22 protein-coding genes and 1 other RNA gene are annotated in these 23,985 nt (G+C 39.8%); 14 read left to right on the top strand and 9 right to left on the bottom strand.

All coding sequences use genetic code 11. From position 1 onward, the window contains the following. Positions 1 to 109 precede the first annotated feature (109 nt). The 3 genes from der to CLV99_RS15970 are packed head-to-tail and all read left to right on the top strand — an operon-like array spanning position 110 to position 3,827. Positions 110 to 1,414, top strand: a complete 1,305-nt coding sequence (gene der, locus CLV99_RS15980) for a ribosome biogenesis GTPase Der (protein WP_133585512.1) — start codon at positions 110 to 112, stop codon at positions 1,412 to 1,414. 26 nt (positions 1,415 to 1,440) lie between these two features. Continuing rightward, positions 1,441 to 2,913 carry a cysteine--tRNA ligase gene (cysS, locus tag CLV99_RS15975; RefSeq protein ID WP_133585511.1) on the top strand — a complete coding sequence of 491 codons (1,473 nt, stop codon included), beginning with the start codon at positions 1,441 to 1,443 and terminating at the stop codon, positions 2,911 to 2,913. Between the two features lie 44 nt (positions 2,914 to 2,957). After that, a complete protein-coding gene (locus tag CLV99_RS15970) occupies positions 2,958 to 3,827 on the top strand; it encodes a nuclear transport factor 2 family protein (protein WP_133585510.1) in 870 nt (289 codons plus the stop codon). A 131-nt stretch (positions 3,828 to 3,958) separates the two neighbouring features. On the opposite strand, the gene CLV99_RS15965 is transcribed toward CLV99_RS15970, so the two are convergent. Continuing rightward, entirely contained in the window at positions 3,959 to 5,329 is a 1,371-nt protein-coding gene (locus tag CLV99_RS15965) for a peptidylprolyl isomerase (RefSeq protein ID WP_133585509.1), read from the bottom strand. Between the two features lie 317 nt (positions 5,330 to 5,646). On the opposite strand from CLV99_RS15965, the gene CLV99_RS15960 reads away from it, so the two are divergent. After that, a complete protein-coding gene (locus CLV99_RS15960; protein ID WP_133585508.1) occupies positions 5,647 to 6,747 on the top strand; it encodes a lactonase family protein in 1,101 nt (366 codons plus the stop codon). Between the two features lie 5 nt (positions 6,748 to 6,752). Here CLV99_RS15960 and mtgA read toward each other — a convergent pair whose 3' ends face one another. Next, positions 6,753 to 7,481 (bottom strand): monofunctional biosynthetic peptidoglycan transglycosylase, encoded by a 729-nt coding sequence (gene mtgA, locus CLV99_RS15955; protein WP_133585507.1) that lies wholly within the window; start codon positions 7,479 to 7,481, stop codon positions 6,753 to 6,755. A 167-nt stretch (positions 7,482 to 7,648) separates the two neighbouring features. On the opposite strand from mtgA, the gene CLV99_RS15950 reads away from it, so the two are divergent. Together CLV99_RS15950 and mutS are read left to right on the top strand one after the other, a co-directional pair. Next, positions 7,649 to 8,638, top strand: coding sequence for an isoaspartyl peptidase/L-asparaginase family protein (locus tag CLV99_RS15950; protein WP_246032783.1), 990 nt, complete (start codon positions 7,649 to 7,651; stop codon positions 8,636 to 8,638). Between the two features lie 90 nt (positions 8,639 to 8,728). Then, on the top strand, positions 8,729 to 11,335 hold the full coding sequence (gene mutS, locus CLV99_RS15945; RefSeq protein ID WP_133585505.1) for a DNA mismatch repair protein MutS: 2,607 nt from the start codon (positions 8,729 to 8,731) through the stop codon (positions 11,333 to 11,335). On the opposite strand, the gene CLV99_RS15940 is transcribed toward mutS, so the two are convergent. Then, complete coding sequence (locus CLV99_RS15940; protein WP_133585504.1) at positions 11,332 to 12,339, bottom strand: hypothetical protein; 1,008 nt, start codon at positions 12,337 to 12,339, stop codon at positions 11,332 to 11,334. The genes mutS and CLV99_RS15940 overlap by 4 nt on opposite strands. A gap of 200 nt (positions 12,340 to 12,539) precedes the next feature. Between CLV99_RS15940 and CLV99_RS15935 the strand changes: the two genes are divergently transcribed. From CLV99_RS15935 to fbp, 3 genes are all read left to right on the top strand, one after another. Beyond that, positions 12,540 to 13,247 carry a tRNA1(Val) (adenine(37)-N6)-methyltransferase gene (locus CLV99_RS15935; protein ID WP_162850140.1) on the top strand — a complete coding sequence of 236 codons (708 nt, stop codon included), beginning with the start codon at positions 12,540 to 12,542 and terminating at the stop codon, positions 13,245 to 13,247. Positions 13,248 to 13,353: 106 nt separating this feature from the next. Next, entirely contained in the window at positions 13,354 to 13,848 is a 495-nt protein-coding gene (locus CLV99_RS15930) for a metallophosphoesterase family protein (RefSeq protein WP_133585502.1), read from the top strand. Between the two features lie 36 nt (positions 13,849 to 13,884). Beyond that, on the top strand, positions 13,885 to 14,892 hold the full coding sequence (gene fbp / locus CLV99_RS15925) for a class 1 fructose-bisphosphatase (protein ID WP_133585501.1): 1,008 nt from the start codon (positions 13,885 to 13,887) through the stop codon (positions 14,890 to 14,892). Here the strand turns inward: fbp and CLV99_RS15920 are convergent. Next, positions 14,887 to 15,222, bottom strand: coding sequence for a MerR family transcriptional regulator (locus CLV99_RS15920; protein WP_133585554.1), 336 nt, complete (start codon positions 15,220 to 15,222; stop codon positions 14,887 to 14,889). The two genes, fbp and CLV99_RS15920, sit on opposite strands and share 6 nt — an antisense overlap. Before the next feature lie 138 nt (positions 15,223 to 15,360). On the opposite strand from CLV99_RS15920, the gene CLV99_RS15915 reads away from it, so the two are divergent. Beyond that, positions 15,361 to 15,705 (top strand): hypothetical protein, encoded by a 345-nt coding sequence (locus tag CLV99_RS15915; RefSeq protein WP_133585500.1) that lies wholly within the window; start codon positions 15,361 to 15,363, stop codon positions 15,703 to 15,705. Positions 15,706 to 15,824: 119 nt separating this feature from the next. Here the strand turns inward: CLV99_RS15915 and accD are convergent, their stop codons facing one another. From accD to dprA, 3 genes are all read right to left on the bottom strand, one after another. Next, a complete protein-coding gene (accD, locus tag CLV99_RS15910; protein ID WP_133585499.1) occupies positions 15,825 to 16,667 on the bottom strand; it encodes an acetyl-CoA carboxylase, carboxyltransferase subunit beta in 843 nt (280 codons plus the stop codon). 228 nt (positions 16,668 to 16,895) lie between these two features. Next, an RNA gene (gene ffs, locus CLV99_RS15905) (signal recognition particle sRNA small type) lies at positions 16,896 to 16,993 on the bottom strand. Positions 16,994 to 17,184: 191 nt separating this feature from the next. Further along, the gene (gene dprA, locus CLV99_RS15900) at positions 17,185 to 18,285 is read right to left on the bottom strand and encodes a DNA-processing protein DprA (RefSeq protein WP_133585498.1); all 1,101 of its coding nucleotides are present in this window, start codon (positions 18,283 to 18,285) and stop codon (positions 17,185 to 17,187) included. 115 nt (positions 18,286 to 18,400) lie between these two features. Here dprA and CLV99_RS15895 point away from each other — a divergent pair, with 115 nt between their 5' ends. Next, entirely contained in the window at positions 18,401 to 18,634 is a 234-nt protein-coding gene (locus CLV99_RS15895) for a hypothetical protein (RefSeq protein WP_133585497.1), read from the top strand. 66 nt (positions 18,635 to 18,700) lie between these two features. Here CLV99_RS15895 and rsmG read toward each other — a convergent pair whose 3' ends face one another. Both rsmG and CLV99_RS15885 read right to left on the bottom strand, forming a co-directional pair. Further along, a complete protein-coding gene (gene rsmG / locus CLV99_RS15890) occupies positions 18,701 to 19,336 on the bottom strand; it encodes a 16S rRNA (guanine(527)-N(7))-methyltransferase RsmG (protein ID WP_133585496.1) in 636 nt (211 codons plus the stop codon). A 61-nt stretch (positions 19,337 to 19,397) separates the two neighbouring features. Beyond that, the gene (locus CLV99_RS15885; protein ID WP_133585495.1) at positions 19,398 to 20,537 is read right to left on the bottom strand and encodes a glycosyltransferase; all 1,140 of its coding nucleotides are present in this window, start codon (positions 20,535 to 20,537) and stop codon (positions 19,398 to 19,400) included. A gap of 254 nt (positions 20,538 to 20,791) precedes the next feature. Here CLV99_RS15885 and tgt point away from each other — a divergent pair, with 254 nt between their 5' ends. From tgt to CLV99_RS15870, 3 genes are read left to right on the top strand one after another with little or no spacing between them, the layout of a single operon-like run. Next, the gene (gene tgt / locus CLV99_RS15880) at positions 20,792 to 21,922 is read left to right on the top strand and encodes a tRNA guanosine(34) transglycosylase Tgt (protein ID WP_133585494.1); all 1,131 of its coding nucleotides are present in this window, start codon (positions 20,792 to 20,794) and stop codon (positions 21,920 to 21,922) included. Between the two features lie 51 nt (positions 21,923 to 21,973). After that, positions 21,974 to 23,056, top strand: a complete 1,083-nt coding sequence (locus CLV99_RS15875; RefSeq protein ID WP_133585493.1) for an LptF/LptG family permease — start codon at positions 21,974 to 21,976, stop codon at positions 23,054 to 23,056. 14 nt (positions 23,057 to 23,070) lie between these two features. Beyond that, a complete protein-coding gene (locus CLV99_RS15870; RefSeq protein WP_133585492.1) occupies positions 23,071 to 23,979 on the top strand; it encodes a DMT family transporter in 909 nt (302 codons plus the stop codon). The last annotated feature ends 6 nt before the right edge of the window (positions 23,980 to 23,985 follow it).

Raw genomic sequence — 23,985 nt, 5'->3', positions numbered from 1 at the left:
GTAACAAAACATAATGCCACTGTTTTTGCGTAACTTTGTCCGTTCTATTTATTGAGTAATAAAAGATTAGTTGCCGTGAGGGTAACGCGCGAGATAAAAATTTAAAGATATGGCAAACATTGTTGCAATTGTAGGTCGTCCCAATGTGGGAAAATCGACCTTGTTTAATCGCTTGACAGAAAGTAGAAAAGCGATTGTAGATGACTTTAGTGGAGTGACGCGTGACCGTCATTATGAAGTCGCAGATTGGATCGGTAAGAAGTTTACTGTAATTGATACCGGTGGTTTTGTACACGGATCAGATGATGTATTTGAAGAGGCTATTCGGGATCAGGTTCATATCGCTATCGAAGAAGCTTCAGTGATTATATTTATGGTAGATGTAACTACCGGAATTACGGATTTGGATGATGAAATTGCGGATTTATTGCGCCGTACATCCAAACCGGTATATGTGGTCGCAAACAAAGTAGATCATGCAAAATTACACCATGATTCTGCAGAGTTCTATGCTTTTGGTTTAGGTGAAATCTACAACGTGTCTTCGGCTACAGGATCAGGTACTGGTGAGCTCTTGGATGCGGTGGTTTCTAATTTTCCAGATGAGGAAGAAGAGGATGAAACTCCTTTGCCAAAAGTAGCGATTGTAGGGCGACCGAACGTAGGAAAATCCTCTATGACTAATGCTTTGTTAGGAGTAGATCGTAATATTGTAACGGATGTAGCAGGGACTACACGTGATTCTATACGGATCCATTACAACCAATTTGGACACGAATTCTTGTTGATCGATACAGCTGGGTTGCGACGGAAAAGTAAAGTGAGCGAGGATATCGAGTTTTACTCGGTGATGCGTACGATAAAAGCTTTAGAAGACTCGGATGTAGTGGTATTAATGTTAGATGCCAATGATGGGATTGAAGGACAGGATATCAATATCTTTCATCTAGCTGAAAAAAATAAAAAAGGTATCCTTATCGTTGTCAATAAATGGGATACTATTGAAAAGGACAACAAAACGATGAAGGAGTTTGAGGCAAGAATTAAGGAGAAAATAGCACCCTTTACTGATGTGCCTATCCTCTTTACTTCTGTGACTGAGAAACAACGTATCTTCAGAGTCGTGGAGAAGGCTATGCAAATCTTCCAGAATAAGACGAAGAAAATACCTACATCTAAGTTGAATGAGGTGATGTTGGAGATTATTGAAAACTACCCACCACCATCCATAAAAGGTAAGTATATTAAAATCAAATATGCAACACAGCTTCCAGGACGAAGCCCTATGTTTGCGTTTTTCTGTAATTTGCCACAGTATATTAAAGAGCCTTATAGACGCTTTGTAGAAAATAAATTACGAGAACATTTCGATTTTAATGGTGTTCCAATCCAAGTGTATTTTAGACAAAAATAGTTTAATCAATATATTATCTGTTCAATATGCAACACAATCTAGTCGTATACAATACCCTTACGCGAAAAAAGGAAAAGTTTGAACCAATTCATTCTAATCTAGTTGGTATGTATGTGTGCGGGCCGACCGTATACAGTGATGTACATTTGGGTAATTGTAGGACTTTTGTTTCCTTCGATTTGATTTTTCGTTACCTCTTACATTTAGGGTACAAAGTTCGTTATGTACGTAATATTACAGATGCTGGACACCTTGAGGGAGATAATGACGAAGGGGACGATAAATTTGCAAAAAAGGCAAAGCTGATGCAGTTAGAGCCGATGGAAATTGTGCAGAAGTACACGCTAGGCTTTCATGATGTATTACGTATGTTCAATACACTGCCTCCTAGTATTGAGCCAACAGCTACCGGCCATATTTCAGAACAGATTGAGATGGTACAGCAGATCATCGAAAATGGTTATGCCTATGAGGTAAACGGAACTGTATACTTTGATGTGGACAAATACGTAAAAGAGCATAATTATACCATTTTAACCAATCGTAACTTAGAGGATTTGTTGAACAACACCCGCGAACTGGGTGGTCAGGATGAAAAGAAGGGGCGGTTGGATTTTGCGTTATGGATTAAAGCGAAGCCTGAGCATATTATGCAATGGCCAGCGCCTTGGAGCGTCGGTTTCCCTGGTTGGCATATAGAATGTTCGGCAATGAGCCGTAAATATCTTGGCGACCAGTTTGATATCCACGGAGGTGGAATGGATTTGGCGGCTACGCATCACACGAATGAGATTGCACAGTCAGAAGCTTGTAATCACGTACAACCGGCCAAGTATTGGATGCATACTAATATGTTGACCGTAAACGGAGCGCGTATGTCAAAATCTGCAGGTAACGGATTCTTGCCTGGTGAATTGTTTACCGGTGATCATCCTTTGCTTGAAAAAGGATATTCCCCTATGGCGGTACGATTCTTTATGTTACAGGCACATTATAGGAGTACGTTGGACTTTTCTAATGAGGCGTTGGATGCAGCTGAGAAAGGATATAAGCGCTTGATGACAGCTATCGCTTTGCTGGATAAAATCACCCCTTCTGGTAAGACAAAGATTGATGTTGATTTGAGTGAGGTTCGTGCGAAATGTCACGCGGCAATGGATGATGACTTTAATAGTCCTATATTGATTGCGGAGCTTTTTGAAGTGGTTCGTCTTATCAATTCTATTTACGACGGTAAACAACAGGTTAATGCTACAACCTTGGAACAAATAAAGCAATTGATGAAAGAGTTTGTCTTTGACATCATGGGCTTGAAAGATGATCAGTTAGGTGGTAATAATCAAGATATAGAAGGGTTGATGGATTTGGTAATCGCGATGCGTAATGAAGCCAAGCAAAACAAAGATTTTGCAACTTCTGATAGAATAAGACAAGAACTATCTGCAATTGGAATTCAATTGAAAGATAGCAAAGATGGAACACTTTGGAATAAGATTTGATATTGTAGGTTCAAAAATGACAGCTAAAAATAGGTCATGTATTTATGAAATATAATAGTTTTTTAACCAGCATATCTCTTGTTTGTATCGCATTCCCGGCTCAGGTACTGTTTGCCCAGTTGCCAGACAAAGTGGGGGGCTTAATCACAGCAGATAGAAACGCGGCAATGCTTTCCAAGGCTCAGTCTCCACACGCTGCATTTTCGTCGATTATCGATAAAGAGTCTACTTTTTATGTGCCTTCGGCAGTGAACGCTTTTAATTACCTGAATAATAGACCGAATATTCCGGATGTGTTGAGCTGGGATCCTAATTTTGCATTGGTATCCAAGAGTCTTGACTGGGGAGTGACGTCTGGCAAGATGGAGTTTCAAAAGGTTGGAGCTGTAAAAAGAAATGGGCAGTATCTTACTGTGTGGAAGCGTGGTAAGAAAGGCGATTGGAAAGTTGAACTGAGAGCTGAAGTGGAGAACTTTGGAAAGAATCAGCCCCAAGAGATTTGGTACCACGAGCCCGATGATTCTTGGTATTTGAAACATCGCTCTAAAGTTAGGTTACAGCAGCGAGAGGATGTGGTTATGTCTACTGATCAATTGTTTTCAACAGTATTGAAAGCGAATAATGAAACAGCCTATTCTGAATTCCTAACAGATGATGCACGCTTTTATTACCCGTGGCAAGAGGAAATATCGGGTAAGAAAAATGTATTGTCATTTCTAAAAAAGCAACGTATTGCCATTGAAACGGAACCTACTGATGTAGGGCGCGCTTATAGTGGAGAGTTTGCCTATTCGCTGGGGAATGCAACGGTGTCTTCTAAAGATAAAGAGGTAAAGTTTAACTACATCAGGATATGGCAGCTAAAAGATGACTATCAATGGCGTGTGATTTTAGAAATGCTATTTGAACGGTAGTGAGATCGGTGAAAAGATAAAAAAGGCGAAAAGTTTTACTTTTCGCCTTTTTTATCTGAAACTGTCTGTCTTTAATGGACATCAAGAACTTTCATTTCTGTTGATAATCCAAAGGAATCATGAAAGTTTTATTAATTGCCCTTTGCTGTTTTATCCGTTGTCTTTGCCCAGACTTTTAATTCATCACAGGATAGGAACTCCGGATTTATATCGATATAGGTTGTCTCTCTTCTCGATTCAAACCATTCACTCAGTGTGCGGTTGATTTTGTCTTGACGAGCAGCTTCCTTAATTTTAGCAAAATCTTGATCTAGATTCGCTTTGTGAGGAGCGATCCTAGATTTTAAGTAGTAAATACGATAAGAAGACTCACCAGTTCTTTTGTCTGTATATAATACTGCTTTGGATACTTCGCCCTCTTTCAAAGGATCTATTGCGTTGAACACGGATACATCATCCAGTTGGTCGACAGGGATCAAGGTAGAACGGTCTTCCATGTTCGTCACTACACCACCATTGTATTTCGTTTCTTTGTCATCCGAATATAGGGACGCAGCAGTATTGAAATTCATACGTTTGGTGTCTACGATAAGATCATAGATACTATCTATCTTAGCTTTAGTGCGTGATAATGCAGCGTTTGTAGGTTTGCTTTTGATGAGGATATGCCGCACATTTACCTCTTCCCCGCGTCTTTCAAGTACTTGGAGGAAGTGGAAACCAAACTGTGTCTCAAATACAGGGGACATTTCACCTGCTTTCAATTTGAAGGCCTGTGCCGAGAATTCCTTTACCCATGCATCCCTTGTACTGAAGCCCAACTCGCCACCATAAGGAGCCGAACCATCTTCAGAATATAGACGGGCAATAGTTCCGAAATCCGAACCGTTCAGTACCTGCTGACGGTAGCCTTCGGCTTTGGACCGAAATTGTTCTTTTTCCTCTTTGGTCAATACAGGATTGATTACCAACTGCGCATATTCGATTTCGGTATTGAAATAAGGTAGACTATCTGCATTTAAGCTTTGGAAATATTTTTTTACTTCTTGTGGAGTGACATCTACTTTCGATACCAATTGTCCTTGCATCTTGTTTCCTTTTAGTTGTTCGGCAACAGCAGGACGCATTTCTTCTTTATGTTGTAATATCGACCGGTTTAAGAATTCTTCCAATCGTTCTTTGCCTCCAGCTTTTTGGATCATCGAACGGATACGGAAGTTCAGTTGGTCATCGATTTCACTCTCCGATACTTCCACTGAGTCAATTACAGCTTGTTGCGCTAAAAGTTTCTGGGTCAACAATTGTTGAAGGATATAACATTTTATCTTATCATTAGGTGTGTTTCCTTGCGCTAGATACTGTGTGTACTCCAGCTCCAGATCCGATTGTAATATGTGGCCCGTACCAACAGTTGATATAACACGGTCTATTAGCTTTTCTTGTCCGATGGTTGGTGAAAAGTATATGGATAGAATAAGAAATATCCCTAAGATTTTTTTCATCTTTTCTGATTTGTTTTTAATTTGTGATGAAATGATCCGACTTATGCATTCCTCAATGAGACTGTATAAATCATGATTCTTTCATAATATACGTTATTCAATATTTGTACACAAAAATATCAGAATAATTTGTAAAAGTCGTATTTTTCATCAGAATAAGATCATCTCCTCGAACCTAGACTGAAATAATCAGAGAAGGCATCGTAAGATTATCTTGTTTGATTTATTAATGTCTTTTTTATTCCATATTTTGTTACGAATATAGCTTTTTGACAGAGGCTAATATCGTTTTTAACGAAATTTAACGCAGGTATAATATGATTGATTTAGGGAGAATGTTTGCTGTTTTTTTAGGGCTGTCGGTCCCAGGCTTTTTTTTGAATGTTCAGGCGCAAACGGCTAAGCTGTATGTGGGGACATATACGTCAGCAGGAGGGAGTGAAGGGGTACAGCTTTATGATTTTGAAGCCGCCACGGGTGCTTCTACTTTTTCAGGGACTATACCTATGGACAATCCTTCTTTTTTGGCTAGAAAAGGGCAGATGCTGTATGCCGTCAATGAGAATAACGAAGGTCGTGTGACTGCGATCGATTTAGAAAGTAGAGCGATCATGGGGACTTTACCTACCAAGGGAGCCCACCCCTGTCATGTATCTCTTAGTCCGACTAAGCCTGTTCTGGTGGTTTCTAATTATAGTAGTGGATCACTAGCTTTGTTTTCTTTAAAAGATGATGGAAGCTTAAATCAGGAAGAAGACTTTATACAGTTTAAAGGTAGTAGCATTAATAAAGATAGACAGTCGAGTTCGCATATTCATTCTGCTTTTTTCTCTAAGGATGGTTCTCGATTATTTGTTTCCGATTTAGGAGCTGATTTAATCTATATCTATGAGATACAACAGGAAGGTACGAGATACAGCCTCCAGAGAGTCGATAGTATATCTACTCCAAAAGGTTCAGGTCCAAGACACGTCGTTGTCTCGGATGATGCAAAGTGCATATACGCTGTGCTTGAATTGACAGGAGAGGTAGCGGTATTTCAACAGAAAAATAACCAATGGGTCAATACTCAGGTACTGCCTGTATATGATGAAGGTTTCAAGGGGGAGCATGGGGGTGCTGATATAAAGATGTCGGTTAATGGTAAATTTGTTTATGCTACAAATCGGGGAGATGCAAATGTAATTGCATGCTATGAGGTGATGAAAAACAAAATGCTTCGCTTAAAAAGTATTGTTTCTACAGGAGGCAATTCGCCTCGAAACTTAAATATTTCTGCAGATGGGAACTGGGGGTTCGTAACCAATCAAATTTCCAATCAAATTAGCGTTTTTAAAAGAAATACACGGACAGGAGCTTTGGCTATAAACGAATCGGTAGCAATCTCAGTTAGTAAGCCGGTCTGTCTAATTTTTTAATCTTTTTAATCCGGAATCTCGTAATGACTGAGGTAACGGACTATGTTATTTGCCCTTGAGTTGACGTAATTCGACGGACGGCGCGCATCCCATTGTCTTGGATTGGGCAAGATGGCGATAATTAATGCAGCCTCTTTCTTTGTTAGGCTTTTCGCTGATTTGTTAAAATAGTAATGTGATGCAGCCTCTGCTCCGTATACTCCTTGTCCCATTTCGATCACGTTGAGGTACACCTCAAGAATACGTTTTTTGCTCCAGATGATTTCGATAAGAAATGTAAAATAGGTCTCTAGACCTTTTCTGAGCCAAGAACGTCCCGGCCATAGAAAGACATTTTTTGCAACCTGTTGGCTGATAGTACTTCCTCCCCGGAGCGGTTTTCCAGATTGGTTCTTTTCTAATGCCTGTTTGATTGCATCTGTATCAAAACCATTATGGCTCATGAAGTGAGCGTCTTCACCAGCCAAAGCTGCTCTCTTCAGATTATTTGAAAGATCGTCGTAAGGCAGCCAGTCTTTTTCTATTTTAAAGCCTTTGCCTTCTGACTGCCACTGGAATCCCCTTTTTATCATAAGATAGGTAATGGGTGGGTTGATAAACTTAAGACAAAGTACCCAAAAGATACTTAAGGCAAAAAATCCCACTACGATTCGGATAGACCAACTTTTTAGCTGTTTCTTCCAAGAAGTGGATGACACTTTTTTCTTTCTATAATTACCACGTTTTATTGCCATGACCTGATCACAAATTCGATGCAAACCTAAAAAAAAACCGACAAAATAGGTAGTCACAATTGCTTTTTTAAGCCATAAGTAGATACATTGTACAAAAATGACTAATTTACAGGATTATTATCCATATTATGACTGTAAAAAATACCCTTTTTTTATTTTTGATGTTTATGAGTTTAGTTGGTGTGGGGCAACAGGTAGACCCCAAAGATAAGGTAATCCTCGTGATACATGGTGGAGCTGGAACAATCTTGAAGTCCAAAATGACGCCAGAAAAAGAGCAGGCCTATACGAGTGCACTCCGTGCTTCACTCCAGGCAGGTTATGATATACTTAAAACAGGTGGAAGTAGTGAGAAGGCTGTCGAAGCTGCTATTCATGTTATGGAGGACTCCCCTTTATTTAATGCAGGCAAAGGAGCTGTTTTTACCCATGAAGGGACGAATGAGCTTGATGCCTCTATTATGAAGGGAAAAGATGGTGCTGCTGGAGCTGTAGCAGGAGTTACCACAATAAAGAATCCGATAACGGCTGCTATAGCTGTGATGGAAGATTCGCCTCATGTAATGATGGTGGGGCAAGGAGCTGAAAGATTTGCCAAAGAGCAAGGGATAGCTCAGGTAGATCCTTCTTATTTCTATACACAAGAGCGTTGGGATGCCTTACAGCGGATATTGAAAGAAGATAGTAAAGCTATTGAGTTAGATCATAGTGACAAACAGTCGATTACAAAGCCAGAATGGAAGGACGATAAATTCGGAACGGTGGGGTGTGTAGCGTTGGATAGTAAAGGGGATATCTCAGCAGGTACATCAACTGGAGGGATGACAAATAAAAAATTTGGACGTGTCGGAGATTCCCCAGTTATTGGTGCAGGTACCTATGCGAATAAGCAAGTCGGAGTTTCCTGTACAGGATGGGGAGAATATTTTATACGTAATGTGGCTGCATATGATGTAGCCGCACTGATGGAGTATAAGTCGCTATCTGCACTAGAGGCGTCAAAGGAAGTGATTCGCAAAATTGGAGACATGGGGGGAGATGGTGGAATGATCGTCTTAGATAGAGATGGGAATGTAGCCTTGCCATTCAATACAGCCGGTATGTATAGAGGATATATTACTGAATCTGGCGAGATTAAGGTGGAGATTTACAAGTAGTAGGCCATAATGCTTTAATAGAAGGATATTCGGCTTGTCAAATCCCTACAATTCTCTTATTTTTACACCTCAACAAAAAACAGATTTCCATTGGCAAAGGTAAAGAAAGAAACTCCCCTAATGCAGCAGTACAACACGATCAAAGCGAAGTATCCTGGTGCATTATTATTATTCCGTGTTGGTGATTTTTATGAAACTTTTGGTGAGGACGCGATTAAAGCTGCGGGAATCCTGGGTATTGTCTTGACCAAAAGAGGGAATGGGTCTGAATCAGAAACTGCCCTTGCAGGGTTTCCTCATCATTCATTGGAGACCTATCTTCCCAAGTTGGTACGGGCTGGTCAGCGTGTCGCGATATGTGATCAGCTGGAAGATCCTAAAATGACCAAGACGATTGTAAAGCGAGGGGTGACAGAATTGGTGACACCAGGGGTGTCGTACAGCGATAATATTGTACAACAGAAATCGAATAATTACCTAGCCTCTGTTTTTTTTGATAAAAACTCTGTAGGTATTTCTTTCTTAGATATTTCTACTGGAGAATTTCTTGTAGCGCAAGGCAGCGTTGGTTATATTGATAAATTGCTTCAAGGTTTTAAACCAACAGAGGTTATCATGCCACGCAAGCAGTCTAAAGAATTTGCAACGAATTTTGGAAGTCAATATTACACCTATTCGTTGGATGAATGGCCTTATACCGGGGATTATGCTGAGGGGAATCTGTTGAAGCATTTTGAGGTCCAGTCTTTAAAAGGTTTCGGTATTGATCGCATGCCTACTGCAATTATTGCGGCAGGAGTAGCGCTACATTACCTGAATGAAACTGAGCATCGTAACTTGCAGCATATCTCGCATATTGCACGAATAGAGGAAGATCGTTATATGTGGCTAGATCGCTTTACGATTCGTAATCTAGAACTTATTGGTTCGGCCAATGAGAATGCGATTACCCTGTCCGATGTGCTGGACGAAACTTCCTCGCCAATGGGTGCACGCTTATTGAAGCGTTGGATAGTGATGCCTTTAAAGGATATCAAATCGATACAGGAACGCCTCAATGTAGTTGATTATTTTCACCAGCATAAGGATCTACGTGATGAGTTGATTCGCGAAATAAAGCAGGTTGGGGATTTAGAACGGTTGATCAGTAAAATTGGACTTCAAAAAGCTAATCCAAGAGAAATAGCACAACTGAAGCGCTCTCTATATGCTGTCGAAAAACTAAAAGTGCTGACTGATATTAAAGCTTCGGAGGCTCTTTCGATGATTTCTGAACAATTGAATCCTTGTGCGCTGATCAGGGAGAAGATTGAAAAGACTCTTCAGGCCGAACCACCGGTAGCGTTGAATAAGGGAAATGTAATCGCAGATGGGATTGATGAAGATCTCGATAAATTGCGTAAAGTGGCATTTGGAGGGAAGGACTATCTATTGGAAATCCAACGTCGGGAGTCCGAAATTACGGGCATACCTTCATTGAAAATTGCATTTAACAACGTCTTTGGCTATTATCTAGAAGTGACTAATACACACAAGGATAAAGTGCCATCGGGGTGGATCCGTAAGCAGACTTTAGTGAATGCCGAAAGATACATCACAGAAGAGCTTAAAGAATATGAGGAGCAGATTCTAGGAGCAGAAGAAAAGATTCAGGCTATCGAAAATCGGATCTATGCCGAGTTGCTCCTTTCGATTGGAGAATATATCAAACCAGTACAGTTAAATGCGCAACTGATAGCGAAGCTAGATGTTTTGCTCAATTTCGCTGTAATAGCGGAGAAAAATTACTATATCAAACCAGAGATCAGTAATACGAAAATTCTGGATATAAAAGGAGGACGTCATCCTGTTATTGAAAAGAACCTTCCGATTGGAGAGGACTATATTACGAATGATACTTTTCTAGATCCCGAATCGCAACAGATTATAATAATAACTGGTCCGAATATGGCGGGTAAGTCAGCCTTATTGCGTCAGACTGGTTTGATTGTCTTGATGGCGCAGATTGGCTGTTTTGTCCCGGCAAAGGAAGCTCATATTGGGCTTGTAGATAAAATATTTACCCGAGTAGGAGCATCGGACAACCTTTCTTCAGGAGAATCGACATTCATGGTCGAGATGAATGAGACGGCGAGTATCATGAACAATCTTTCTGATAGGAGTTTGATTTTATTGGATGAGATTGGGCGGGGCACAAGTACCTATGATGGGATTTCTATCGCTTGGGCTATTGCAGAGTTTTTGCACCTACATCCTAGTGCTCGAGCTAAGACCTTATTTGCAACACATTACCATGAATTGAATGAATTGAGCAATTCTATGCCGAGGATCAAGAACTTTAATGTCTCGGTCAAAGAGGTCAATAATAAAATTATCTTCTTACGCAAACTTGTGCCTGGTGGTTCAGAGCATAGTTTTGGTATTCACGTGGCCAAATTGGCCGGTATGCCCCCTAGACTGATTGGTCGCGCTTCAGAGATCTTGAAAAGACTAGAACAAGAGCGTACTGGCGGTGAAAAGATCAAGGACAGTATGCGCAAGATTCAAAAACAAGCGTATCAGTTACAGATGTTTGCTATAGATGACCCTATCTTGGAGAAAATAAGGGATATGCTGAATAATCTGGATGTAAATACGCTGACTCCGGTAGAAGCACTCATGAAATTGGACGAGATACAACGTCTACTCAAGAACTAAAAGCGGATAAAAAATTCGGCGCTGCCATAACCACTTGGTATATGGGGTACTAATTTGTCATCCCAATTGTAAGGAATGAGATGATAATTGAGCTCTACGCCTATAAAGGTTTTTCTTTGGAGGCGTACCATGCTCGTAATCCCAATGCTGTTTTGCCAGGTCTTGATATTCCGGAGTGAGATACTTTTGCGTTCAAAACCATACTCATCTGTATAGTAGTAAGAGTCGGATAGCCCAGTCCAGATAAATCCTAGCCCCGTATTCACCTTGGGCAACAATAACACGAGTGTTCCATTGTCATAGGCTTTATAGCCGAAGCCCAGACCGATAAAATGACTGCTGTTAGGATTTACTTCTCGTATCTCCCGTTTATAGCGCATGTCAAAGGGACGGGAGTTATTGTGCACTCTGAATTTATAAACAAGTTCAGAGACGATAGAATTGTTCAAGGACCCCATATAGGAAACTCCAAATATACCCGATTGGTCGAAGATAGGGTTACTGTCAAACGGGCTAAAGATACCTGCGCTGAGTCCAATTGTCGGACCATTCATGTTATTTTTTGACGGATAATAGCCTGCTGTGGTATTTGAAACGGACTTGCTGGGCTTTTTATTGCGCTCTCGGAGAAATTCATCAATATCATCTGCAAAAAGATAGGTTATGGCTGTTTCCTCTTTATTTAAGGCATAGCTTTGTGATTGTAATAGGGCTACGGCTTTTTGCTTCAAGAGAGAGTCGACCGGATGGTTCAATGGGAAATATTGGTATTTTTTCGGGTTTTGTCTGTATGTGCCATTGGGATTTCTGGTCGCAGCCGCATCAAAACGTTGTATCAGTACATCATCATAGTGTCCATCAAGGTAGGCATTGATAGATAGATGTGTATTCTGTTTTTGAAGTAATTGCGAGATGATTTCCAGTCGACGCCCAAGCTCATTTTTCTCACAGGTACCTTTTAAAGTGTTGATTATAGTCTTCAGTTGACCGAAATCATTTTTCATTAAAATGCTTGGTAGTTTTTGAAGTGCAGCGCCTACGACCGGTTCACAACCATTTTGGGCGAACAAGGAGGATAAAGAAAAAATGAATACAAATAATGATAAATAAAGGTAGCGCATAGGGTTTGATGATACAAAAGTACATTCGAAAGTACGAATTATTTTTTAGTTTCATCAATGACAAAAGGCTAACTTTGTGCCTCATGGGGACGGTATTTAAATTTAAAGAGTTCGAGGTCAATCAAGAGGGGTGCGCGATGAAAATTAATACGGATGGAGTCTTACTGGCCGCAATGGTCGAAGCGAAGGAGCCTGCCCGTATTTTAGATGTCGGTTCCGGAACAGGTGTGATTGCATTAATGTTGGCCCAACGTTTTCCAGAGGCTATCGTTGATGCGGTAGATATTGACGAGACTGCTTATCAACGTACAGAGGAGAACTTTCAGGCATCTATTTTTGCAGGACGTATGCGTGCGCAGCTTGGAGATTTTGAGACTATGTCCGAGGAGAAAGCATATGATGTGATTGTCAGTAACCCACCTTTCTATATTAATGCGCTACATAATCCCGATGGACGTAAGCGCGTCGCTAGACATACAGATTTGGATTTCTTTAAGCGTCTTCTGACTTTTTCCAATGATAGACTTTCTTATCGGGGCACACTACAGTTGGTTTTGCCGGTAGATTTATGTGATGAGCTCCTTTGTTATACGAAGGAAAATGGACTGACCTTGGTAAAGGAGGTAAGTATTCGTTCTTTTGCCCATAGTGAGCCAATTCGTAAGGTTTTGATTTTAAGTAAAGAAGATGTTGACCAACAAGAACGACTTGATTTTGTTATTTACGCAGATAAAGGTATTTACTCTAAAACCTACCAGGATTTTCTGAAGCCTTTCTTTCTCGGTTTTTAATAAGGGAATACCCCTGATGCGCCACGCTGTTGACAAAAAAGGAACAATAGTGCTAGACTAATAGATCGCTCGATAGGAACATTGCTGAGCATCAAATTATACACATATGAAAAAAATAGGATTGCTTTCCGATACACATAGTTATTTAGATGAAGCTGTTTTTACACATTTTGAAAATTGTGACGAAGTATGGCATGCAGGAGATTTTGGGAGTATCGATGTTGTGGAGCGGTTGAAGGATTTTAAACCATTTAGAGGAGTGTATGGGAATATCGATGGGAAGGACATCCGGACCGAGTGCCCCGAGCATCTGCGTTTTAATTGTGAAGGCGTTGATGTATGGATGACGCATATCGGAGGATACCCCGGTCGATATGCCGCAGGTGTAAAGGCCGAGATTATTAAGAATCCTCCTAAATTATTTATTTGTGGACACTCCCATATTCTGAAGGTACAGTATGATCCAAAGCTTGCTTTACTGCATTTAAACCCCGGTGCGGCAGGAAAACAGGGCTGGCATAAAGTGAGAACATTGATGCGTTTTGATCTTGATTTGGGTGAAATTAAAAATTTGGAAATAATAGAGTTGTTTAATCGGTAAATATTTTCATATTTTTGTTTTTTATAAAAATAAATTATGAAATCCTTAAAAACTTTAGGTCAGTTTATTATTGAAAAACAAACGGATTTTCCTTATGCTAAAGGAGAATTGTCCCGATTGTTGCGCGATATCGGAATCGCAGCTAAGATTGTCAACCGTGAGGTCAACAAAGCAGGATTGGTGGATATTTTGGGTACGGTAGGAGACACCAATGTATTTGGCGAAAATCAAAAGAAACTTGACGTTTATGCCGATGAACAGTTTATAGCAGCGCTAAAAGATGGAGGAGAGTGCTGTTTTGTTGCCTCTGAAGAGCAAGAAGAGGGAGTGGAGCTGACCGATACGGGGATTTCCAAAAATGCGAAGTATATCGTTTGTATTGATCCGTTGGATGGCAGTTCGAATATTGAGGTAAATGTATCTGTAGGGACTATTTTCTCAATATATCGCCGCATCAGTCAGGTCGGTGAGGCATTGACGCAAGAGGATTTATTACAAACAGGGCTACGTCAGGTGGCTGCTGGATATATTATCTATGGGTCATCAACGATGCTTGTCTATACGACAGGTAAAGGAGTTAATGGCTTTACTTTGGATCCATCAATTGGGGAGTTCTGTCTATCTCACCCCAACATGAAAATTCCGCAGCAAGGGCATATCTATTCGGTAAATGAAGGAAACTATCTTAAGTTCCCTCAAGGAATAAAGAATTATATCAAATACTGTCAAGAAGAAGATGCGGGTACGAATCGTCCTTATACCTCTCGATATATAGGTTCTATGGTAGCGGACATCCATAGGAATTTGTTGCTTGGTGGTGTCTTTATCTATCCACAGACAGCTTTACAGCCTAAAGGAAAGCTTCGATTGATGTATGAATGTAATCCTATTGCCTTTATCATAGAGCAAGCAGGAGGGAAGGCAACAACTGGAACCGAAAGAATATTAGAAATAGCACCAGAAGAGTTACACCAGCGTGTTCCAGCAATACTGGGTAGTACGGATATGGTTAATAAAGTATTGGAGTTCTTGGATAAATCATAGACTATCCCGGACTTCAACTAAAAATGACTTAAGTCGCTCAAGAGAATCAATGACACGTTGGTTCTCTTTTGCTTCAGTCTTATTCGTGCGTAGATAATCACGTGCTCCCTGTAATGTATAGCCTTTGTCTTTTACTAGATTGAAGATTATTTTGAGGTTAGCAATGTCAGTCTGTGTAAAGAGTCTGTTTCCCTTTTTATTCTTCTTTGGCTGTAGGATATCAAACTCGCGTTCATAAAAACGAATTTGCGAAGCATTCACGTCAAACATCTTGGTGACCTCGCCCATTGTGTAATACAATTTGTTAATTTCTCGTTCCTTGTAAGGCATATTTAATATATCTGTTTGTACCATAACAAACTTAGACAAAATGCTTGGCATTCACGAATACCTGATTAAAAATAAATGCCTCCGAAGCCCAGAAACTTCGATTATGGTTATCTTGATCTCTTTAATTACTTTTGGAGTATGAAAGGTAAGGTTATTGTTAGTTCGTTTTTAACAAATCTGTTCTCCTTCGGGAGGGCGAGTGCAGTGACTGTTTTCCCTTTTATATTTGTACGGAATAAAGTAATGTCGAAGGATGAACATTTAATAAACCATGAGCGGATTCATCTCGTACAGGCCCTGGAATTGTTGGTATTACCTTTTTACCTGCTCTATTGTGTCGAGTTTCTGATAAGATTTGTTTATTATAGAAATGTAGAGGATGCATACTTGAATATTAGCTTCGAAAGGGAAGCGTATGCCCAACAGTCCGATCTGTACTATCTTCGAACCAGAAAGATATGGAATTTTAGAAGGTACTATTGATAATTTATAAACTATTGATTCATGATATTTAAGAGCCTGTAGTAACGGAAGTGGTCTGTGAAACAAGGAAGTTAAAAAGAAAAGCAGTCCATTTTGGACTGCTTTTCTTTTATACGTTCTTATTGAACGAGCTTCAAGAAAGTTGAAACTTTCTCTTTAAGTTGCCTACGATCAACGATAAAGTCTAAAAATCCATGTTCTAATACAAATTCCGACGTTTGGAATCCTTTAGGAAGGTCTTTTTTAATTGTTTCTTTGATAACCCGTGGTCCGGCAAAGCCAATCAATGCTCCTGGTTCTGCGATATTGATGTCTCCCAACATTGCATAAGATGCTGTAACACCTCCTGTGGTAGGGTCTGTCAATAAACAGATGTACGGAAGTTTTGCTTGGCTGAGAAGAGCTAGTTTCGCTGATGTTTTGGCCATTTGCATCAATGAGAATGCAGCTTCCATCATACGGGCCCCACCTGACTTAGAAATCAACATGAAAGGTAGCTTGTGCTCGATACAGTAATCAATAGAGCGTGCAATCTTTTCTCCAACAACCGATCCCATAGAGCCACCAATAAAATTGAAGTCCATACAAGCAATCACGATGTCTCGTCCATCCATTTTTCCATGCGCAGTTCTTAGTGCGTCCTTTAAACCTGTTTTCGCCTGGCTTTCAACCAGACGCTCGCTGTAGGGCTTGCTATCAACAAAGTGTAAAGGATCACCAGCGGTGAGATTTGGAAATAATTCTGTAAAGGCGTTGTCGTCAAATAAAATAGAGAAATAAGCTGCCGATCCAATACGGATATGGTAACCACAATATTGACAAACATAATTGTTTTCGATTTGCTCTAAGTTTAAAAGAGGCTTTTTACATGAGGGACATTTGTTCCACATGCCATCAGGTGCTTCTTTCTTATTTTCTGTTGCGGTATTAATACCAGCTTTGTTTCGTTTAAACCAACTCATATACTCGTGTTAATTCGAACTACAAATAAACGAAAAGAAACTTAAAACTTAAAAGTTAATGCGGAGTAAAGTTGTAATACCCTTGTGTGGATGCTAGAATCAACAGATCTATATGCCGTTTACAGGGTACTCGAGGGCACTTTAACAGATTTTAGGGGATTTGTAGGGACTTCGTGGAAATTGTTAAGGAGATGGTGGATGTTTTGGTGCAAAATTCTGGGCACAAAAAATGGGTAAGCTCCCTTTATCGCACCGCTCAACCAAATACCCTTGCTTTGTTCCCAACCTGGGGGAGTCAATGGGAGCTGGTCGTAAAGGACTTACCCACCGCAAAAATAGAAAAAAAATCTATTTAACAAGAACTATAATGTATTTAAATTGTACTGTGTTGATAGACAGGGGTAAAAAAAGTATTTTAAGGGTGGTAGCATCCGTTATAGCTCGAAATAGGGTGTTTAGGTCTACTTTTATTTCGGCTTGCAGAATATATGATCCTAGACTTTGGAGGAAAAAAAGGTTAGATCAGTTTAAAAACTTTCCCTGGTAAGGATAACAGATGACCTTCAAGTTCCATTTCTAATAATATGATAGCAAGTTTGCTCTGTGGCCAGTCGCAATAACAGGCAATCTGATCGATTGTAGCTTGTCCCAATTCTTGTTCGGATAAAAAGTTGTATACTTTCTGCTCATCTCGGGTCAGGGATTTCGGTAAAAGAACAAGTTGTTTTTCGGGTTTGCTCGAAATTGAATCCCAGTTCATCAGATAACAAAGGTCTTCGGCATTACGGATGAGGTGTGCCCTATTTGTTTTAATTAAGTAATTACATCCTGCAGAGTATTCTTGCTCAATGGAGCCAGGAAATGCACATACGTCCCTATTGTAGCCATTGGCAATTTCAGCTGTTATTAAGGCTCCCCCTTTCATAGCAGCCTCTATTACAATTGTGACATCGGCCAGCCCAGCTATAATTCGGTTACGCATAGGGAAATTTTGTCTATCGGGATTGGTACCTGATGGAAACTCAGTGAGCAAGCCGCCATTATTCAACATTTTGGAGGCAATCTCTCGGTGGTTAGCAGGATATATCCGATCTAATCCATGGCCTAATACCCCAATGGTGGGGATTTGTTGCTTTACAGCATACTGGTGAGCTAATACATCGATACCATAAGCCAAGCCACTGATGATATGAACATCGAGTGTGGCTAGTTGTTCGACGAGCTTTTCGCAGATACGTTGTCCGTAATGTGTCGAGTTTCGAGATCCGACGATACTTATGACCCGATTTGGGTTGAGGTCTACTGAGCCTTTATAATACAATAAAAGGGGAGCGTCTTCGCAGTGCCGTAATCTGCTGGGATACTTGTCGTCTTCTATCCAGATTGCTTCAATTTGATGTTTTTGGATAAACTCAAGTTCTGCTTCGGCTTCTTTAAGGTAACTTTTGGATAAAATACTTTCAACGGCAGCAGGACCTATGCCTGGGATAGCGAGCAGAGCTTTTTTTGAATTATTGAATATAGCATCTGCAGAGCCGCAGTATTCCAGTAGATTACAGCTAAGTTTGGAACCTATGCCCTTTATTTTTGTTAAGGCAATTTTATCAAGTATGTTCATAATCGGTATATAAACTTAAGTAAAATATAGTATATCTCCAATACCATATTATTCGGGAGTTTAGCTTGTACTTGGATAGAGATTGTTAACTTTGTTCTTTAAAATTAGCAAAATCATGGAAATGCAAGAACCTTTCGATATAGAGATCGGAGAGATTACATATTCGGTTTTTCCCGATGAAAAAGATACTTACACAATTTTTAAGGATGGAGAAGAGTATGTTCAGATTATTAAGGACACAGAAACCAATTGGTTGAAGCTGCATCCTGAGACAGGTTTACCCTTGTTTGGGATGGATGAAGAAATTAATCTGATAGGCAGTAAAATAATAGAAGAACTAGGGAGTTAGTTCGAAGAAAAAATATTCCAAGTGCTTTACTGCAAAAAGGCGCTTGGAATATTTCAAAACCGCTGGCTACATCGGTACGTATACGACATATTTGGTGTCAAAAAAGTCTTCTTCGAAGTAGGAAGTCAAAGGATGTAATTCAGCTTTTAATTTTGATTCTTTAATTTCTTCTTTTAAATCTCCTCCTTTAAGATAAAGAATACCGTTAGGTATGCCATTTTTATCTTTTTTCTCAAACTTGTTTCTAATCCAAGGAGCAAAATCGCCTAGTCTAGTCACTGCTCTCGACACTACAAAATCATAGGTATAGTCTAGTTGTTCTGCCCGGATATGGTCGGCTTCTACGTTGGTCAATCCAATGGCTTCAGCAACTCCGCGTACTACCTTTATCTTTTTGCCTATTGAGTCTACCAGATGAAATTGCACCTCTGGAAATAAGATGGCTAATGGTATGCCTGGAAATCCACCACCGGTCCCAACATCTAGGATTCGTGTGCCAGGAGCAAACTCTTGAACGAACTTGGCGATTGCTAATGAGTGCAGGACATGTTTTAGATAGAGACTTTCAATGTCCTTGCGGGAAATGACATTGATTTGGTCATTCCAAAATGGATATACTTCAGCGAGTTTTTCAAATTGTGATTTTTGGGTCGCTGTGAGATTTGGAAAATATTTGAATATAATGTCTACTGTTGGATTCACGTTTTACTGGTGTTATAGGGTGTTATAAATACGTTTTTTTGTACTAAAATATTTTAAGATCTTACCAAGATTTCTGTTTCTTTTTTCGGTTGAACAGCCCATTTAAACAGATATAGAAATAAAAAAACAAGTCTAATATCGGTAACCAAAAGAGTAGATCTTTGACCTTAAGTTTGAGAAATATGGGACGAAAGACGATGAACTGGCACAGGTAGCGTAAGAAAAATACTCCTACAGCGATGTACCATAAAGATGGTAAAATGGCAAGTGCAAAGAAAAAGACGATGTAAAAAAGAAAAGCTGTAATAAGTTGTGTAGCCAGCATAAACTGATGTCTATTTTTATAGGCTACTGAAGCTCCTGAGTGTCTGGCCTTCTGCTTGTAATAAGAGCTCCAGCTTTCTTTTGGAACAGAGTACATATGAGCGTCTGGAGCTATTGCAATTTGTGTATTCTGTGTTGTCGCATTTTGATTTACAAATAGATCATCGTCTCCCGATTTGATATGCATATGTGCATTGAACCCTTTACCTTTAAAGAATAGGCTTTTTAAGTAGGAAAGATTCCGGCCTACCCCCATATAGGGGTCGCCCTTTAAAGCATAGGAGAGGTAGCTCATCGCTGTATGAGTTGTTTCGAATCGGATGAGTTTATTGAGAAAGCCTCTCTTTTTAAAATAAGGTGAGTAGCCTAGTATGACTTCTTTAGAAGCACTGTATGCGCCACCTACCTCTTTGAGCCATTCGTTAGATTGGGGTTCACAATCCGCGTCAGTCATTACTAGGTGCTCATATTTTGCAGCTTTAATACCTAGTGTTAAAGCAAACTTTTTACTGTGTTTGAGCTGGATGTGTTCTTTTATCTCTACAATGCGAAGGTGGGGATATTGGGCTTTAAAAGCCTGTAATGTCCATTGACTATCATCACTGGAATAGTCGTCTACGACGATCACTTCATATTGAGGATAATCCTGCGTCAATATTTTAGGTAAAAATGCCTCTAGATTCTGCTGCTCGTTGTGCGCGCAGATGATTACTGATAAGGGGGGAAGGTTTTCATTCTCCTTATAACTCTTTACCTTGTATACTGCTAATTTGCTGTATACAAATAAGATGTAGTAGAGTTGAAACAATAGTAAGACACCTAAGACTCCATAAGTTATATAGGCGATATTGGGAATGATATAGTTGTAAAAATTCATATGAAAACTCAAAGATAAGGCGTTCTTTTTAATAGTTATAACATTAGTCGTTAAGAATTGCTAATTAAATAGCAAAGGTGTGGTCGGGTTGAAATTTTATAGTATTTTTGCAGTGGATTTAGAATATTCCAATACGACTATCAAAAGTCAGCTTATAATATAATATGAAATATCCATGTAGCAGAGGCTACACAAACACGAACGAATGTAATTTGGATATTCCATATGACAACTGAAAGTCAAATTATATACATATGAAATTTACGCTTCAAGCTCAAGATAAACTTTCCCAGGCACGTGCAGGGGTGATGGAGACCGCTCACGGAAAGATTGAAACACCTATTTTTATGCCTGTTGGTACGGCAGGGACTGTTAAGGCCGTTCATCAACATGAATTGGTCAATGATATCCAGGCCCAGATTATATTGGGAAATACCTATCACCTTTATCTTAGACCCGGATTGGATGTATTGCAAAAAGCCGGTGGTCTGCACAAGTTCAATGGTTGGGATAAACCTATTCTCACCGATTCAGGAGGTTATCAGGTCTATTCACTAACAGAAGTGCGTAAGATTAGAGAAGAGGGGGTTACCTTCCGATCGCATGTGGATGGCTCGAAGCATTTATTTACACCGGAAAATGTGATGGACACACAGCGTGTCATTGGTGCTGATATTATTATGGCGTTTGATGAGTGTACACCTTATCCATGTGATTACAATTATGCTCGTCGTTCTTTGGATATGACACATCGTTGGCTTAAAAGATGCTGTAATCGTTTTGATAGTACCGAACCTTTGTATGGTTATAACCAGACCTTGTTCCCAATTGTACAGGGATCTGTATATAAAGATTTGAGAGCCAAATCTGCAGAGGTAATTGCTTCTTTCGAACGAGAAGGTAACGCGATTGGGGGACTTTCCGTAGGAGAGCCCGCAGAGGAAATGTATGCGATGACGGAAGTCGTAACAGCAATCCTGCCAAAAGAAAAACCTAGGTACTTGATGGGAGTTGGTACTCCAATCAATATTTTGGAAAATATAGCACTCGGTATTGATATGTTTGATTGTGTCATGCCTACACGTAACGCACGTAATGGTATGCTTTTTACCAGAAATGGAATCATCAATATAAAGAATGAAAAGTGGAAAGCAGACTTTTCACCAATCGAAGCGGAGTCTGATTTGATGATGGATCAATTCTATACTAAGGCTTATCTTAGACATTTAATCCGTTCTCAGGAAATTTTGGGAGCTCAGATCGCTTCATTGCATAATCTACACTTCTATCTTTGGTTGGTAAAACAGGCACGGGAAAAGATAATAGATGGCACATTCTATGAATGGAAAGAGAAGATGGTAAAAGTCTTAGGGCAACGATTGTAAGTGTTGACTAGAGATTTTTGACTTTTTCTTTTTAAACTTTTACTTTGAGAAATGAATATCATTGACCGTTACATTATCCGTAAATACCTTACGACCTTCTTGTTTACAGTAGGTATTTTTATCGTGGTCATCGTGATATTTGATGTTTCTGAAAAGTTGGATGACTTTTTGAAATATAAGGCTTCCTTTACGCAGGTTCTATTTCAGTATTATGCGTTAGGCTCGGTTCCTTTCTTTCTTAATATGCTCACCCCGCTGATTAATTTCATTGCTGTTATCTTTTTTACATCAAAGATGGCCGATCAGACGGAGATCGTGCCCATTCTCAACGGAGGAATGAGTTTTAATAGGTTGCTGCGTCCTTATATGGTAGCGGCCTCACTTATTTTTGCTTTTTCATTGGTTTCCAACCTCTATATATTGCCGGTTACTAATAAGATAAAAGTTCAGTTTGAAAATGTCTACGTCAAGCCACATCGGGTAAATACAACAACTTCGTCTACCCATATGCAGATTGATAGTAATACCTATGTGTATATCGATAATTTCGATACACAAAGAGCTACAGGAACGGGATTCGTGATGGAGAAATTTGATGGTAGGGAGTTGAAGGAAAAGCTAATGGCTGATCGTGTCGTCTGGGATTCTGTAACGACCAAATGGCGTATTGAAAATTATACGAATCGTATTATCAATGGTTTAAGCGAAGAAATGTTGAAAGGAGATACACGGGATACGACCTTAGACATGAAGCCGCAGGATTTTGAAACATATGATAATATTTTTACCGCGATGGGGACAGATGAACTCAACGAACGGATTCGTAAAGAAGAAACTCGCGGCACAGGAATGATGAATGATTTGCTGTTGGAAAAGTATAAACGCATCGTGAATCCTTTTTCTGCATTCATTCTGACATTGATGGGAGTTGCTCTGTCGTCCAAAAAAGTTCGGGGAGGAATAGGCTTGAGTCTAGGGCTTGGTATAGGTCTGAGTTTTACCTTTTTGGTTTTTAATCAGTTTTCGACCATGTTTTCGTTAAAAGGAGGGCTCCCTCCTCTAATCGCTGTACTGATTCCTAGCTTGACATTCTTACTGTTGGCCTTTGTCTTGCTGAAAAAGGCACCGAAATAAGTAGACTTAATAGTATGGAGTTTATAAGACGTTATCGAAATCTGCTTATTTTGCATTTTACGGTCCTTATATGGGGCTTTACGGGAGTGCTTGGAGATTTGATTACGGTCTCGGCGCTTCATCTGGTCTGGTACAGAGTGTTGATTGCAGCGCTTACACTGTTTGTGTATTTTAAGTTAAGTAAACAGAAGCTTGTTGTGTCCTGGAGTAAAATCTTGCGTTTTCTAGGGGTGGGTATGATAGTTGGTTTACATTGGGTGTGCTTCTTTCACGCTATTAAAATATCGACTGTCTCAGTTACCCTAGTTACGTTGTCTTCCCTGACGCTATTTACCGCTATTCTAGAACCTCTATTTAACCGCAAGACTATAGCGATTGGTGATGTTATTGTTGGTATGGTTATCATATTCGGTATCTACCTTATCTTTAAGTTTGAATTCCAATATTGGCAGGGTATCATCTTTGGATTGTCGGCAGCTTTATGTGCGAGTCTATTTTCCATTCTCAATGCGAAAATGGTGAAGCAGGATAGTCCGACGATTATTACCTTTTATGAGATGATAGGTGCTTTTATAGGTGTATCGATCATAATGTTATTGTCAGGACAGTTTACTGCAGAAATGGTGCTGTCATCTTCTGACTGGGTTTATTTATTGTTGCTCGGAAGTGTTTGTACAGCATTTGCCTATGTTCTAGGAGTAGCTGTAATGAAGGAATTAAGTGCTTTTACCGTGGCATTGACGACTAATCTTGAGCCTGTATATGGGATTCTACTCGCTATTGTGATTTTAGGGCACAAAGAGACTATGAGTATAGGCTTTTATTTTGGTGCTGTGATCATATTAGGAGCCGTATTTCTATACCCTCTTCTAAAGGCAGGATTAGCACGGTCCAAAAATCGAAATCGTTTAGAAAATAAGTAGTAACTG

Origin of the sequence: Sphingobacterium yanglingense, from assembly GCF_004363245.1 — a bacterium.
GTDB classification, from domain to species: Bacteria; Bacteroidota; Bacteroidia; order Sphingobacteriales; family Sphingobacteriaceae; genus Sphingobacterium; species Sphingobacterium yanglingense.
This window is presented reverse-complemented; position numbering and strand designations above follow the sequence as displayed.